Raw genomic sequence first — 14,272 nt, forward strand, 5'->3', positions numbered from 1 at the left:
TGAGGAGGGCGGCTGTCCGAAGGTCCGGTGACCTCGGGCAGCCGCCCTCCTCATGTGTCCCTGCGCGCCGCTTCGCGTATCTACGTGGTCAGAGACCTCGGCGCGGGTTCGGGGGCAGGGGCGACGGGATGTGGTGCATCCCGGTGTGTCCGGTGGGGATCCGCCCGACCGGCTGCCACACGGCCGCCGTGCCGGACGTGTGGCCGGGCTGGTTCTCGCGCTGGGTGGCGAGGTGACCCGCCGCGTGCCGGTTGGCGTACGAGGCGGAGGTGTACGACCCGGTGGCGCGCGGCCCGCCCGAGCCGTGCGACAGGTTGCCGAAGCCCGTGAACCCCATGTCCTCCTCCCCGTGCCGATCACCCGGCAGGGTGCGGTAGGTCCTGACCCACTCCGCGTAGAGCGTGTCGTAGATGGGTGTGGACGAAGGGTCCTGAGTCGGCCGCATGGACGGGATCGACTGATAGGACGGGCGGCGGGGAACCTCGTATGCGTGCACGCCTGTGCCAACGACCCCGTCCCGGAAGGGATGCGCTACCTCAACCATTCAGCCTCCGGGAAGGGATCGCGCCCCGAGGGGGCGGGTCGTCACGGCTTCGGCGGGTGGACGCTCAGGTGCCGGCCAGCGGCAGGGTCGCCGCCACCAGCTTCCCGTTCGCCGCGGCCTTGTCGAGCGCGTCCCGCAGCAGGTCCTCCCGCGGCTGCCGCCCGATCGAGCCCACCGGCGCCGCGAACATCAGCACCTGCTGGTGCTTGTTGGCGGCGGCCCGCCACGCGTCGGCCACCTGCAGCGCCTGGTGGGCCTGCCACCACGCGACCGGTGAACCACCGGTGGTGCCCGGCTGCAGGATGGCGTGCAGCTGACCCATGGCGAGCAGGACCGACCAGCCGTGCAGCACGGGCGGTACGGAGTCGATCTGGGGGAGCGGCATGAAGCCCTGCTCGATGAGCAGCGGCAGGAAGTCGTCGCCGGCGCCGGTCGTGCCGGGGCGGGCGATGGGGGCGGTCGGCTCGACGACCAGCGCCGGGTGCAGCTCGCCGCTGAGCAGGATCAGTCCGCTGGTGACGCCGAGCACGGCCTGCTCGGGCGCGGCCTGGGCCGGGCTGTCCCCGGCGATGGAACGGGCGGCGCCCTGCAACTGCTCCTCGGTGACCTGGACGACCTGGGAGGGCAGACAGGTGGAGTGGGCGAAGGCGAGCACGGCTGTCTCGTCGCCGACGAAGAGGACGGTGCTGGTGCGCTCCTGCTCGGAGTCGCCGGGGGTGCGGCACGACGTGCAGTCGTAGCCGCCGGGGGCGTTCTCTCCGGCGAGCAGCCGGTCGGCCTCTTCGTCGCCGATCTCGGCGCGTACCTCGTCGCTGACCTCGAGCATGCGCGGCACGGGTGGCTCCTCGGGATGCGGTGCGTGTCGGTGCCGGGTGGCGCCCGGCCCCATGAGCGCGGAGGTTCCGGCTCATGCGATGACAACGGACGATCTGTGGCCGGAGTCACGCCCGAGGACGAACGGAATCGAACCAACCGCAGCGCAGGGTGAACTCGTGGGTGGAATCGGTTACTCCGCGCCAACTTCGCCGCGGTCCGGGGAAGTTGATCCGGTGAAGTGGGTCACAGGCTATCGGGCCACCTGGTCGACATATCCGGAAATCAGGGAATGAAATGGGTGGCCGGATCTGGCTGCTACTCACGGTAACGGTGAACTGGCCTCGTACGACGGACGATTGCTTGCTGACAGGTCGTCAACCTCTCTACATTCCCGGCCGTGTGCAACGAGCACCGCTCGGGTACGTCCGCCGGTCGCGCAGAGCAGGACAGCGCGCAGCACCACCGCGGCGGACGGGGCGGAGCGCGACACCCGCGTCCATGCGCGGGAAGCGCCCCGCCTTGGGGGACCCCGGGTCCGTGGAGAGGGATCTTCATGTCCGAATGTGCCGACACCACGCGCGGCAGCGCCCGGAAGACGCGTACGACGGCGGTCCTCGCCGGGGCGGCGCTGCTCGCCCCGCTGGGCCTCCTGGCCCTCACCGGCACCGCCTCGGCGGCCGACAGCGGAGTGTGGGACCGCATCGCCAAGTGCGAGAGCGGCGGTGACTGGCACATCAACACCGGCAACGGCTACTACGGCGGACTCCAGTTCGCCGCCTCCACCTGGCGCGCGTACGGCGGAACCGCCTACGCGGCGACCGCGGACCGGGCCTCCCGGGCCCAGCAGATCGCGGTGGCCACCAAGGTCCAGCGTGCCCAGGGTTGGGGAGCGTGGCCCACCTGCTCCCGTCGCGCCGGCGCGGCCGGCAGCGCTCCCGGCGCACCCTCCGCCGACGCGGCCGCGACCGGATCGACCCGGCGGGTCACCCCCGCGCGCCCGCAGAAGTCCGTCGAGGCGGCCCCGTCGCGGCCCGTCGGACACGCGGACCGGGGTTCGTCCCGCGGCGACTACACCGTCCGGCAGGGCGACACGCTGAGCGGGATCGCCGCCCGGTACGGGACCACCTGGCGGCAGGTCTACGCGGCCAACAAGGCCGTCATCGGCGGCGACCCCGACATGATCGTGCCGGGCCGGCGCCTCGACCTCTGACCCCGCCACCCGCAGGTCCGCCCTCCCGCCGGGCGAGTTCGGCCGCCTCGCCGCCGAACGCCAGACTCCCGCGCCGCAGTTCGTACACCAGGACGCCCGGTACACCGCGCAGCTCAGGCGGCAGGCGCTGTTCGGCGACGACCACACACGCGTCGAGGCGGCTCAGCAGTGCGTACGTGCGGGCCGCGACGGCCGGTGACATGCCCTGGGTGGGTTCGTCGACGAGGACGACCCGCCCGGGGGCCGACAGGGCACGGGCGAGGGCGAGCATGCGCTGCTCTCCCCCGGAGAGGGTGCCGGCGCGGCGGGGGAGCAGGGCTTCCAGCCGTGGGTAGGCGTCCAGGGCGTACGAGAGGTCCCGCGCGGCCAGTTCGAGGTTCTCGCGCACGGTGAGCGAACCGAAGACGGCCCGCCGCTCGGGCACGAGGACGAGACCCCGCCGGGCCCGCTCGTACGCCGGCGTCCGCGTGACGTCGGCCCCGTCCCACACGACGGCGCCGCCGGAGAGCGGGACCGTGCCGGCGAGGGCCCGCAGCGCCGTCGTACGGCCTGAGCCGTTGCGGCCGAGCAGCACGGTGAGGCCGGGGCCCGGGGCGGCGAGGGTGACGCCGTGCAGGGCCTCCAGGGGGCCGTAGCGGACGCGGGCGTGGCGGAGGGCGAGGAGGGTCATCGGTCCACCGCCGGGTCGAGCGGGTCGAACGTGCCCGGTGTGCGCAGGACATGATCGGCGGGGCCGGAGGTGACGATCCGGCCCGCCGCCATGACGTGCACGACGTCCGCGAGGTCCGCGACGAGGTCGAGGTCGTGCTCGACGACCAGCAGTGCCATGCCGTCGTCCGCGAGGGCCCGTAGCACCCGGGCCAGGGCGGCCACCTCGGCCGTGTCGAGTCCGGCGGCGGGTTCGTCGAGCAGCAGCACACGCGGGCCGCCGGCGAGGGCCCGCGCCAGCTCGACCCGCCGCAGCGTCCCGGTCGGCAGTCCGGCCGCCGGCGCCGTCCGCACCGCCCCGTCCAGCCCGAACAGCCGCAACACCCGCTCCACGGCCGCCGGATCGGCGCGCCGCCCCTGCTCGGCGCCCACCCGTACGTTCTCCGCCACGGTCGACGAGGGGAAGACGGCCGGCTGTTGAAACGTCCGGGCGATGCCGAGCCGGGTGCGGGCGTGCGCCGGCAGCCTCGTGATGTCCCGCCCGCCGAGCCGCACCCGCCCCTGCCCCTGCCGCAGTGTCCCGGCGAGACAGTGGAGGAGAGTGCTCTTCCCGGCGCCGTTGGGCCCCACCACCGCGCTGACCCGACCCGGCGGCACGTCGAGATCGACACCGTCGAGGGCCGCGAGGCCGCCGTGGACCAGACGGAGGCGGCGGGCCCGGAGGAAAAGGGGTGCGGGAGGGGTGCCTGAGCGGTCCGCGGGCTGTGCCGCGCGCCCCTCCGCGCCGCGTTCGGCCCCGGCGGGGCGGAGAGCACCGCCCGAGCGGGGTGGGTGTCCGGCTCCCTGCGCGGGGCGGGGGGTCGCGTACCCGCCCTGGTCCGCCTCCGTCGCGCCCGGTCCGCCCCGGCCCGCCTCGGCCCGGCCGCCCGTCGAGGCCGCCGAGGCCCCGCTCATGCCCCGACCCTCACTCGCGGCGCTCCCGCCGACCGCCATGCCCGCGCGTACCCGTTCCCGGGCCCGTGCCCCCGTCGGCGTCAGCTCGTGACGGTGGTCCGGCCCCGGCCGGAGCCGGGCGAGGGCCGCTCGTACCGCCTCCTGGGGGCCGCCGGGGAAGCGGCCTGCCAGGACGGCCAGGACGCCGATGAGTGCCGCCGCGACGCCGCCCTTCGTGCCCGCGTCCAGACCCACCAGGAGGGCGGCCGCCGCGAGGGCGCCGAGTGTGCTGTCGGCGCCCAGGACGACGATGGCGGCGAACCAGAGGAGGCCGCGGACAGGGTCGTAGGCGCCGGGGTCGAAGGCGCGGACGCCCATGGTGAGCATGCCGCCGCCGAGGGCGGCCAGGGCGGCGCCCGTCACGAACGCCGCCAGCTTCAGCGACGGGACGGGCACGCCCGCCGCCGACGCGCCCGACTCGTGGTCCCGCAGGGCGGCGAGGGCCCGGCCGGTGCGGCCCCGGCGCAGGGCGTGGGTGGCCAGCAGGGCCAGGGACAGCAGCCCCAGCTCCAGGACGTAGTACGCCCGGTCGCCCTCGAACCCCGGGGGGCGCGTCGGGGTCAGCCCCGAGGTCGCGTACGGCTGGGCGAGGACGAAGCGGCTCACGCCGACGCCCACGGCGAACGTGGCGAGGGCCAGCGCCAGACCCTGGCGGCGGATGGCGGGCCAACCGGTCAGCAGGCCGAGCGGGGCCACCAGAAGGACGGCGACCAGGAGGGCGGTCAGTTCGGGGAGCGCGGGGAGCAGGGGGAGGCGGCCGGCCGACAGCAGCGCGGTGAAGAGCGCGCCCAGACCCGCGTACGCCGCCTGGCCCAGGGAGATCTGGCCGCCCCGGCCCGTCACGACCACCAGGGAGAGCAGGACCACGCCCAGCGCCGGGACCTGGACGGCCGTGTGCAGGTCCTCGCCCGCGAAGCCCAGCGGGATCAGGAACAGCGCGAGCGCCACGATCCACGCGCCGACGGGGGTGCGGACCCGCGCGGTCGCCGTGCGGGGCAGCGCTTCGCGGGTCCCCACGCCGGGCAGGACGAGGGCCGCGACCAGCAGGGCGACCACGAAGAGGTTCGCGCCCACGGCCTGGAGCAGCGGTTCCGCCCGGCCCGACGGGTGGAACCGGGTCAGCTGGCTCTGGGCGACCCCGATCCCCAGCGCGACCGGCACGGCCACCCCGACACGGCGCATCCGGGCGGCGACCGCCACGGCGACCACCTCCATCACCAGCAGCGGCAGGCCGTACGGGTCGAGGCGGACGTAAGGAGCCAGCAGCACGCCCGTCAGGCCCGCCGTGAAGGAGCCGAACGCCCAGCCCGCGGCGGCCACCCGGTCGGCGTCGATACCGCCGAGGACGGCGAGGGACCGGTCGTCGACGACGGCGCGCAGCTCACGGCCGAAGCGCGTCCAGCGGGTGAGCGCGCCGACGGCCGCCGCGACGGCCACGGCCACCGCCAGCTGCCCCCAGGGGTCGGCGGACAGCACGGTCGGCACGTCGTCCCGCGCCCCCTGCCCCCACATCAGCACGGCCCCGCCGACGAGGAGGACGAAGACGCCGATCGAGGCGACCAGCGTCTGCGCCGGGTCGCCGCCGAGCACGGCGAGCGGGCGGAAGACGAGGCGCTCCAGGGCCAGGCCGAGGGCGGGGGCGACCAGGAACAGGGTCACGAGGGTGCCGAGCCAGAGCGGCCACCCCCACTCCACGGTGAACTGGCGCAGCAGATACGCGCACACCATGGCGATCGCCCCGTGCGCGAAGTTGAGCACACCCGTGGCCCGGTACGTCACGATCAGGCCGATGCCGGTGAGGGCGGCGGCGCTGCCGACCGACAGTCCCGCCAGCGTGAGGTCGTACGTCAGCGAGGCCATCAGCTCTCCGCGGGCCCGGCGGGGTCGCTGCCGGCGGGTGCCTCGCAGATGGGGCAGGGGCGCAGTTCACCGCCGGCCAGGACGCGCGAGTCCACCGGCACCGCCTCCGCCTTGCCGGCCACCAGCGGGCAGTCCGCGCGGTGCCACAGGGTGCCGCCGGGCACCATCAGCAGCCTGCCGCTGACGGCGAGCGGGGCGGTGGCCGCCTGCCCGGACGCCTCGGCGCCGGACGGTTCGGCGGCGACCAGGAGGCCGTACAGCTCCTCCACCCGGGAGGCGGCCAGGGCGCTCTTGCCGTGGGCGAGGAGGATCGCGCCCGCGATGATCAGCGCGGCGCCGGGGGCCGTGCAGGAGGCCAGGTAGGGGAGCTGGCGTTCGGCGAAGCGTTCGCCGGAGACGCCGTACCAGCCGACGACGCACAGCACCGCCCCGCCGGCGAGCGCGGCCCAGCCGGCCCAGAGAGCCCACAGAAAGGGCCGCACGCTCCGCGGTCGGGCTGTCCGCATCCGGGCCTCCACACGTCGTGTGTCTGTCCATCTCAGCCGATGGCTTGCACTATGCCCCCTGCAACCTGACCCTGAAAGCACCGGGCGTCGACCGCCCGGACCGACACCCGGTGGTGAGCCAGATGGTTCTCGGGAGCGACCTCAGGCGGGCGAGCGGGCGCGGGCCCGCGGCGGCGGGACGGGGCACGGCCTTGGCGGCCGCCCTGGTCCTCCTCCTCGCCCCGGCCCTCGCGGCGTGCAGCGACGACAGCGGCGTGGGCGGTGACACGACGCCGCCCACGCCGACCGTGGAACGGACGACCGAGGAGCCCGGCGAAACGACCGTCACCGCGAGCGGGCCCGGGGACACGGCGGCGGCCGAGAAGCAGATCAAGGAGAACTGGAAGACGTTCTTCGACCCGGCCACCTCCACCAAGCAGAAGCAGGCCGTGCTGGAGAACGGCGACGAGATGGGCCCGGTCCTCGCGGCCTTCAGCGGGGACGAACGCGGCGGGCAGGTGGAGGCCGAGGTGCGGAAGGTCACGTTCACCTCGGCGACCGGGGCGGACGTGACGTACACGCTGCTGCTGGAGGGTGCCACGGCCCTGCCGGACGCGGCGGGCACGGCCGTCGAGCAGGACGGCACCTGGAAGATCTCCGTCAAGACGCTGTGCGGACTGGTCGCGCTGAGCGGCAATGCGACACCGGGTCCGGGCTGCTGAGACGGCCGCCGCGGGCCTGCTGCTCCTGCTGGTGACGGCATGCGGCAGCCGGCTCCCGGAGAGCGACTTCGAACGCCGGGACGGCACCACGGCGTCGGCGGGCGCGGAGCCGCTGCGCGTCGGGATCATCACCAGCGTCACCAGCCCGGTGGGCGGCACCGCGTTCACCGGGCCGCGCGACGGGGCGAAGGCCTACTTCGCCGCGCTCAACGCGCGCGGGGGCATCGACGGCCGCCGGGTCGAGGTGCGGGAGTGCGACGACGGGGGCAGCGGCGTCGGCAACAACGAGTGCGTGCACCGGCTCGTCGAGGAGGACGGCGTGGTGGCGCTCGTCGCCACCACCGCCCTCGACTACGCGGGCGCCTCCCGCGTCGCCCGCGCGCGCGTGCCCGACATCGGCGGCCAGCCCATCGGCCCGGCCTACGACACCTACCCGTACCTCTACAGCGTCTACGGCAGCCTCGCGCCCCGGAACGGCACGACGGGCTGGGACGGGAAGCAGTACGGCGGCACCGAGGTCTACCGCTACTTCGCGCGTGAGCAGGGCGCCCGCACCGCCGCCGTGGTCTCGTACAACCAGCCCGCGTCGGCGGCGTACGCGCGCCTGGTCGTGCGGGGGCTCAGGGCCGAGGGATACGAGGTGATCACCGAGCAGGTCGACTTCGCGCTGCCAAACTTCCGCGCGGTGGCCGCCGACATCAAGGAGCGGGACGTGGACCTGGTGTTCGACGCCATCGACGGCCACGGCAACGCCCGGCTCTGCGCGGCGCTGGACGCGGCGGGCGTCGAACTCACCGCCAAGGTCACCCACGTGCAGAACTGGACCTCCACGATCGCCGAGGACTACGCGGACGCCCCGCACTGCCGCAACGCCCTGTGGGCCACCGGCTCCAGCCGCAACCACGCGGACGGCCAGGACCGGGCCGTACGGGAGTTCCGCGACGCGACGAAGGGTCTCAGGACGCACTCCCAGTGGCAGTTGGAGGGCTGGGCCGCCGCGATGTGGTTCACGGACGCGGCGCGCTCGTGCGCCGGGAGCGGGGAAGGCGTCACGCGCGCGTGCGTCGACCGCTTCATGAACCGCGACGAGCCCTACAGCGCCGACGGGCTGCTCGTGCCCGTCCGCTTCGAGCGGCTCACCGAGCCGCCGAGGACCCGCCGGACCTGTGTCTCGGTGGCCCGCTGGCAGGACGGGAAGGGGTGGACGGGCCAGGGGGACATGAACGACACCTGCTTCGACGTTCCGCAACTGCCCTATAGCCCCTGATGCGTTGAGCGGCGAACAGGTTCCCTCATCCGGCTATCGATCGGGCAACCGTTGCAGCACAAGTTGATGATGCCTTCCAACCATTCCCAGGGATGCCGGGTCTAAGCGGGTGGTGGTGGACCAGCACCGCCATGAACGGATGACCGGGGAAATCAACGGATGACCAGGGAAATCAGAGGTTCGGGGGACGCATGCACATTTCTTTCCTCATACACAACGCGTATGGCATCGGGGGAACGATCCGGACGACGTACAACCTCGCGAACACCCTGGCCGAACAGCACGACGTGGAGATCGTCTCCGTCTTCCGCCATCGTGACGAGCCGGTGTTCGACGTCGATCCGAGGGTGCGGCTGCGGGGCCTCGTCGACATCCGGCAGGGCGGCGCGGACAAGGGGCACCCCGACCTGCGGCGCCCCGCCAAGGTCTTCCCGCGCGCCGAGGGCCGCTACGGCCAGTACAGCGCCATGACCGACCGGCGCATCGCCGAGCACCTCGCCTCGGTCGACGCCGACGTCCTGGTCGGCACCCGCCCCGGGCTGAACGTGCACATGGCCCGGCAGACCCGACGTGGGCCCGTCCGTGTCGGCCAGGAGCACCTCACGCTCGACAGCCACTCCCCGGCCCTGCGCGCCACCCTGCGCGGCGCCTACCCGCGGCTCGACGCGTTCACCACGACCACCGAGGCGGACGCGCGCGCGTACCGCGCGAAGATGCGGCTGCCCGGCGTCCGCCTGGAGGCCGTGCCCAACCCGGTGCCCGCGCCGGGCATCGACCCGGCCGACGGCTCCGGCAAGTGGGTCGTCGCCGCCGGGCGGCTCGCGCCCGTCAAACGCTACGACCTGCTCGTCAAGGCCTTCGACAAGGTCCGTCAGGAGCGGCCCGACTGGCGCCTGCGGATCTACGGCGGAGGCAAGCAGAAGGACAAACTCCGCTCACTCGTCGACAAGTTGGACCTCTACAACCACGTGTACCTGATGGGGCCCGCCACCCCCATCGAGCCGGAGTGGGCCAAGGGTTCCATCGCGGCCGTCACCTCCAGCCTGGAGTCGTTCGGCATGACGATCGTGGAGGCCATGCGCTGCGGACTGCCGGTGGTCTCCACCAACTGCCCGCACGGCCCCGGCGAGATCATCGAGGACGGCGTCGACGGCCGTCTGGTCGAGGTCGGCAGCGTCCCGGCCATCGCCGACGGTCTGCTGGAACTCATCAACGACGACGACAAGCGGCGGCAGATGGCGCACGCCGCGCTCCAGGACTCCGAGCGCTTCGACCCGTCCCGCATCGCCGAACGCTACGAGACGCTCTTCGGCGACCTCCTCGCCCGGGGCGGTGCCTCGCCATGGGGCCGGGTGCGCGGCTCACTGCACCGCACCCGTGGTGCTCTGCTCGGCAGTGCGTACACCGTTCGGGGTGCCGGACGCTCCGCCCGCTCCGCGATCAGGAAGGCCCGGACCGCATGATGACGCTGGCTCCGCGGCGGCCCACGCACCGCGACGACCAGGAGGACAGGGCCGTGCCCCCGCGCGCCGACTGCGTCGCCGACTTCGCCGGCGGCCTGACCTTCGACCTCGCAGGCAAGGGCGTGACGGACGCCGCCCACCTCGTCCTCCTCCTGCGCGACAGTGACCGGAAGGTGCGCCTGCCGCTCACCCCGGCCGGGGACGGCCGCCTGCGGGCCGCGTTGCCCAGCAGCATGGACGTCCCCGAGGGCCGCTGGGACGTCTACCTCCAGGTCGCCGACGACGAACCGCACCGGCTCTTCCCCGGCCTCAACGACCTGCGCTCCCTCGTCGACCGCGCGCCCGCGGCCACCACCGGCCGGGTCGCGGTCCGCATCCCGTACGGCACCAAGCACGGCAACCTCAGCATCCGCAGCTGGGAGCGCTCCCCGCACGCCGAGGCGGGCGCCCTCCACGTGGGCGACGACGGGCTGGAGGTGACGGTCCGGGCGTACGGCGCCGAGCCCACGCCCGAGGCGTACGCCGAGGTCACCGACCGGGCGGGGGCAGCGCCCCCCGTCCGGGCCGACCTCGTCCCGGACGACCGGGGCGGCCTGCGTTTCACCGTGGCCTACGGCGAGCTGCGGCCGGGCACCTGGGACCTGTGGCTGCGCCTGCGGGGGGAGTCCGGCCCGCGGGCGCGCGTGGCGCGCCTGCTCGACGACATCGTCGAGAAGGCACCCGTTCTCGTCTACCCCGGGAAGCGGGTCGAGACCGGGCACGGCCCGGTCGAGGCCGTGCCCTGCTACACGGCCGACAACGACCTGTCCGTCACGGTCGTCGCCGTGAGCTGAACCGACCGCATGTCGAGCTGAACGGAGCGGGCCGGTTCAACGGTCTTCAGCGGTCGAGGACACGACCTGTCCTCGACCGCTGACAGACTCGCCCCATGTCGGAGACATCGGCACGGCTGCTACGACTGCTCTCGCTCCTGCAGGCCCACCGCTGGGGGCACCGCCCACGCCCTTCAGGCAGTGGGGGAGGTCCGGCTCGGACCTGGCCGGCCGCCTCGGGGTCACCGCGCGCACGGTCCGCCGCGACGTGGACCGGCTGCGCGAGCTGGGCCACCCCGTCAACGCCAGCCCCGGCACGGGCTGGCTACCAGCTCGGCGCCGGGGCCGAACTGCCGCCGCTGCTCCTCGACGACGAGGAGGCCGTCGCGGTGGCCGTCGGGCTGCGCTCGGCCGCCGGGCAGGGCATCGACGGCATCGGCGAGTCCTCCGTGCGCGCCCTCGCCAAGCTCGAACAGGTACTGCCGCACCGCCTGCGCCGCCGGGTGGGCGCCCTGAACGCCTTCACCGTGCCGCTGCTGCGCGGCCCCCGGCTCTCCGCGATCGACCCCGGGGTGCTCACCGGACTCGCCAACGCCTGCCGGGACGCCGAGCGGCTGCGCTTCGAGTACCGCGACCTCCCCCAGTCCCGAACCTGCTCGACCGGGGGCCCCATCGGCGCCGCCACCCGCCGTACCGTCGAGCCGCACCGCCTGGTGTGCACGGAGCGCCGCTGGTACCTGGTCGCCTGGGACGTCGACCGGGTCGGCTGGCGCACCTTCCGCGTGGACCGGGTCACACCCACGCCGCCGCACGGCCCGCGCTTCACCCCGCGCGAGCCACCGGCCGAGGACCTCGCCGCGTACGTCTCCCGAGGGGTCTCCACGACGGTGTACGCCTCGCACGCCGTCGTACGGCTGCTGGTGCCGCTGCACGAGGCGGCCGAACTGATCTCGCCCTCGGCGGGCACCCTGGAGGCCTACGACGAGCACAGCTGCCTGCTGCGCACCGGGGCGCCGAACCTGACCGGCACCATCAGGACTCTCCGGGACCGCCTGTCGGCCGCTCTTGACCGAACCGGGGATGCGGCGTCCGCCCCTGGCCCTTCCGGGTCTGGGGCGGCGTGATCGCCGCGAACCTCGGATGGTGCAGGTCGAACGCCGGCGCCTCGGAGCGGACCCGGGGCAGCGTCACGAAGTTGTGGCGCGGCGGCGGGCACGAGGTCGCCCACTCCAGCGACCGGCCGTAGCCCCACGGGTCGTCGGCGTCGACCGGCACGCCGTACCGGGAGGTCCGCCAGACGTTGTAGAGGAAGGGGAGCGTGGACATGCCCAGCAGGAACGCGCCGATCGTCGAGATCGTGTTCAGCGCCGTGAAGCCGTCGGCCGCCAGATAGTCGGCGTACCGCCGTGGCATGCCCTCGGCGCCCAGCCAGTGCTGCACCAGGAACGTGGTGTGGAAGCCGACGAAGAGGGTCCAGAACTGGATCTTGCCGAGCCGTTCGTCGAGCATCTTGCCGGTGAACTTGGGCCACCAGAAGTAGAACCCCGCGAAGGTCGCGAAGACGACCGTGCCGAAGACGACGTAGTGGAAGTGCGCGACCACGAAGTACGAGTCGGTGACGTGGAAGTCCATCGGCGGGGAGGCCAGGATCACCCCCGTCAGACCACCGAACAGGAACGACACCAGGAAGCCGGTCGCCCACAGCATCGGTGTCTCGAACGACAGGGAGCCCTTCAGCATCGTCCCCGTCCAGTTGAAGAACTTCACCCCCGTCGGCACGGCGATCAGGAAGCTCATGAACGAGAAGAACGGCAGCAGCACCGCGCCCGTGGCGAACATGTGGTGGGCCCACACGACCACCGAGAGTCCGGTGATCGCCATCGTGGCCCCGACCAGCGTCAGATAGCCGAAGATCGGCTTGCGGCTGAAGACCGGGATGATCTCCGTGATGATCCCGAAGAAGGGGAGGGCGATGATGTAGACCTCGGGGTGCCCGAAGAACCAGAACAGGTGCTGCCACAGCAGCGCGCCTCCGTTGGCGGCGTCGAAGACCTGCGAGCCGAACCGCCGGTCCGCCTCCAGCACCAGGAGCGCGGCGGCGAGCACCGGGAACGCCATCAGGATCAGGATCGACGTGAACAGCGTGTTCCAGGTGAAGATCGGCATCCGGAACATGGTCATGCCGGGCGCGCGCATCCCGATGATCGTGGTCAGGAAGTTCACCGCGCCGAGGATCGTCCCGAAGCCGGCCAGCGCGAGCCCCATGATCCACATGTCGGCCCCGATCCCCGGCGAGCGTTCCGCACTGTTCAGCGGCGCGTAGGCGAACCACCCGAAGTCGGCGGGCCCCGACGGCACCAGCAGCGAGCCCATCACGATGAGCCCGCCGAACAGGAACAGCCAGTACGACAGCATGTTCAGCCGGGGGAAGGCCACGTCGGGCGCGCCGATCTGCAGCGGCATGATCTCGTTGGCGAACCCGGCGAAGGTCGGTGTCGCGAAGAGCAGCAGCATGATCGTGCCGTGCAGGGTGAACAGCTGGTTGAACTGTTCGTTGTCCACGATCTGTGTGCCCGGCCGGGCCAGTTCGGCCCGCATCACCAGCGCCATCAGACCGGCCGCCAGGAAGAACAGGAACGACGTGACCAGGTAGAGATGGCCGATCTTCTTGTGGTCCGTCGTGGTCAGCCAGTCGACCACCACCCGCCCCGGCGTCCTCGCCCCCATGGGTCGTGCCACCGCCTGTACGGTCTCGGTCCCCATCGCTCGCCCCTTCGCCGCCGCGTCCTGGGCCCGTGCCGCACGCCATGATGCTCGCGCCCCCGTCGCGCCGACAGGGGGCGTACGGGGGAAGTGTGCGGGAACCGTGTATTTCCCATGAGGCGGGAGCTTTTGGCAGCCGTCCGGTAATCGGTGGGAAAAGGCTGGACATGCACCGGACACACACGGCCCGGACAGCTTTCCGACGGGCTATTCGCGATGGTGCCGAAGTGCCCGGGAATTCCGTTCGACAGCACGAGGAAGGTGTAAGGAACCGCTCGTACGTGTGACTGTGTTGGGCCGAAACGGGTGTCGTGGTTCTGTGACAGAAGCGTGACGGCGGGGGGACAGCGGAGCTCCGGCCGCCTACCGTGGCGGTCATGGCACCGATTCCCACCCCCTCAGAAGAACCCCGGGACGACCCCGGCGCGTACGTCGGACTCCAGGCGCCGGACGCCGAGCGCCGAGCCGTGGAACACGGCTGGTCCACCGTCAGAAAGCTGCCGCCAGGAGCGATCATCACCATGGAGTACCGCTTCGGGCGGCTGAACCTGGAGGTCGAGGACGGCCGGGTGAGACGCGCCTGGAAGGGCTGAGGGCCGATGTCGCGGACCCGGGACGAGAGGCCCCCGGTCCAGGTCGCAGGCCCTGAGGCCCGGGACGGACGAAGGCCCGGCTCGTGGCGAGCCGGG

General features: G+C 73.1%; 11 protein-coding genes and 2 pseudogenes. 7 read left to right on the top strand and 6 right to left on the bottom strand.

What is annotated here, in order from left to right:
* Positions 1-88: 88 nt before the first annotated feature.
* Positions 89-445 (bottom strand): hypothetical protein, encoded by a 357-nt coding sequence (locus STRBO_RS0114550; RefSeq protein ID WP_005484959.1) that lies wholly within the window; start codon positions 443-445, stop codon positions 89-91.
* A gap of 163 nt (positions 446-608) precedes the next feature.
* Entirely contained in the window at positions 609-1,379 is a 771-nt protein-coding gene (locus tag STRBO_RS0114555) for a hypothetical protein (RefSeq protein WP_020114366.1), read from the bottom strand.
* Positions 1,380-1,913: 534 nt separating this feature from the next.
* Here STRBO_RS0114555 and STRBO_RS0114560 point away from each other — a divergent pair.
* Positions 1,914-2,570, top strand: a complete 657-nt coding sequence (locus tag STRBO_RS0114560) for a LysM peptidoglycan-binding domain-containing protein (protein ID WP_020114367.1) — start codon at positions 1,914-1,916, stop codon at positions 2,568-2,570.
* Here the strand turns inward: STRBO_RS0114560 and STRBO_RS0114565 are convergent.
* Genes STRBO_RS0114565 through STRBO_RS0114575 form a run of 3 tightly spaced genes read right to left on the bottom strand, consistent with a single transcriptional unit; the run spans position 2,518 to position 6,577 of the window.
* On the bottom strand, positions 2,518-3,240 hold the full coding sequence (locus tag STRBO_RS0114565; protein ID WP_005484962.1) for an ABC transporter ATP-binding protein: 723 nt from the start codon (positions 3,238-3,240) through the stop codon (positions 2,518-2,520). The two genes, STRBO_RS0114560 and STRBO_RS0114565, sit on opposite strands and share 53 nt — an antisense overlap.
* Complete coding sequence (locus STRBO_RS0114570) at positions 3,237-6,071, bottom strand: ABC transporter permease subunit (RefSeq protein WP_020114368.1); 2,835 nt, start codon at positions 6,069-6,071, stop codon at positions 3,237-3,239. Before STRBO_RS0114570 ends, STRBO_RS0114565 begins: the two co-directional genes overlap by 4 nt.
* Complete coding sequence (locus STRBO_RS0114575) at positions 6,071-6,577, bottom strand: hypothetical protein (RefSeq protein WP_028796654.1); 507 nt, start codon at positions 6,575-6,577, stop codon at positions 6,071-6,073. The genes STRBO_RS0114570 and STRBO_RS0114575 overlap by 1 nt, the downstream gene beginning before the upstream one ends.
* A 122-nt stretch (positions 6,578-6,699) precedes the next feature.
* Here STRBO_RS0114575 and STRBO_RS0114580 point away from each other — a divergent pair, with 122 nt between their 5' ends.
* The 5 genes and pseudogenes from STRBO_RS0114580 to STRBO_RS40145 form a co-directional block, all read left to right on the top strand.
* Entirely contained in the window at positions 6,700-7,278 is a 579-nt protein-coding gene (locus STRBO_RS0114580; RefSeq protein ID WP_202499967.1) for an MTB12 C-terminal domain-containing protein, read from the top strand.
* Positions 7,253-8,545: an ABC transporter substrate-binding protein gene (locus STRBO_RS0114585; RefSeq protein ID WP_005484967.1), complete on the top strand. Its 1,293-nt coding sequence runs from the start codon at positions 7,253-7,255 to the stop codon at positions 8,543-8,545. Before STRBO_RS0114580 ends, STRBO_RS0114585 begins: the two co-directional genes overlap by 26 nt.
* 191 nt (positions 8,546-8,736) lie before the next feature.
* Entirely contained in the window at positions 8,737-10,008 is a 1,272-nt protein-coding gene (locus STRBO_RS0114590; RefSeq protein ID WP_005484969.1) for a glycosyltransferase family 4 protein, read from the top strand.
* Positions 10,008-10,841, top strand: coding sequence for a hypothetical protein (locus tag STRBO_RS0114595; protein WP_020665548.1), 834 nt, complete (start codon positions 10,008-10,010; stop codon positions 10,839-10,841). The genes STRBO_RS0114590 and STRBO_RS0114595 overlap by 1 nt, the downstream gene beginning before the upstream one ends.
* 95 nt (positions 10,842-10,936) lie before the next feature.
* A pseudogene (locus STRBO_RS40145) lies at positions 10,937-12,010 on the top strand (helix-turn-helix transcriptional regulator); the annotation flags it as partial.
* A 1-nt stretch (position 12,011) separates the two neighbouring features.
* Here STRBO_RS40145 and ctaD read toward each other — a convergent pair.
* A pseudogene (gene ctaD, locus STRBO_RS0114605) lies at positions 12,012-13,583 on the bottom strand (aa3-type cytochrome oxidase subunit I); the annotation flags it as partial.
* A 377-nt stretch (positions 13,584-13,960) separates the two neighbouring features.
* Here ctaD and STRBO_RS0114610 point away from each other — a divergent pair.
* Positions 13,961-14,176, top strand: a complete 216-nt coding sequence (locus STRBO_RS0114610) for an I78 family peptidase inhibitor (protein ID WP_020114372.1) — start codon at positions 13,961-13,963, stop codon at positions 14,174-14,176.
* Positions 14,177-14,272 lie beyond the last annotated feature (96 nt).

Origin of the sequence: Streptomyces bottropensis ATCC 25435 (genome assembly GCF_000383595.1) — a bacterium.
In the GTDB taxonomy this organism is placed as follows: Bacteria; Actinomycetota; Actinomycetes; order Streptomycetales; family Streptomycetaceae; genus Streptomyces; species Streptomyces bottropensis.

Excerpts from the sequence above, each read along its gene's own strand:
- STRBO_RS0114565 (WP_005484962.1), bottom strand. The coding sequence starts at position 3,240 with ATGACCCTCCTCGCCCTCCGCCACGCCCGCGTCCGCTACGGCCCCCTG.
- STRBO_RS0114575 (WP_028796654.1), bottom strand. The coding sequence starts at position 6,577 with ATGCGGACAGCCCGACCGCGGAGCGTGCGGCCCTTTCTGTGGGCTCTC.
- STRBO_RS0114560 (WP_020114367.1), top strand. The coding sequence starts at position 1,914 with ATGTCCGAATGTGCCGACACCACGCGCGGCAGCGCCCGGAAGACGCGT.
- STRBO_RS0114590 (WP_005484969.1), top strand. The coding sequence starts at position 8,737 with ATGCACATTTCTTTCCTCATACACAACGCGTATGGCATCGGGGGAACG.
- STRBO_RS0114595 (WP_020665548.1), top strand. The coding sequence starts at position 10,008 with ATGACGCTGGCTCCGCGGCGGCCCACGCACCGCGACGACCAGGAGGAC.
- STRBO_RS0114610 (WP_020114372.1), top strand. The coding sequence starts at position 13,961 with ATGGCACCGATTCCCACCCCCTCAGAAGAACCCCGGGACGACCCCGGC.
- STRBO_RS0114580 (WP_202499967.1), top strand. The coding sequence starts at position 6,700 with ATGGTTCTCGGGAGCGACCTCAGGCGGGCGAGCGGGCGCGGGCCCGCG.
- STRBO_RS0114570 (WP_020114368.1), bottom strand. The coding sequence starts at position 6,071 with ATGGCCTCGCTGACGTACGACCTCACGCTGGCGGGACTGTCGGTCGGC.
- STRBO_RS0114550 (WP_005484959.1), bottom strand. The coding sequence starts at position 445 with ATGCGGCCGACTCAGGACCCTTCGTCCACACCCATCTACGACACGCTC.
- STRBO_RS0114585 (WP_005484967.1), top strand. The coding sequence starts at position 7,253 with ATGCGACACCGGGTCCGGGCTGCTGAGACGGCCGCCGCGGGCCTGCTG.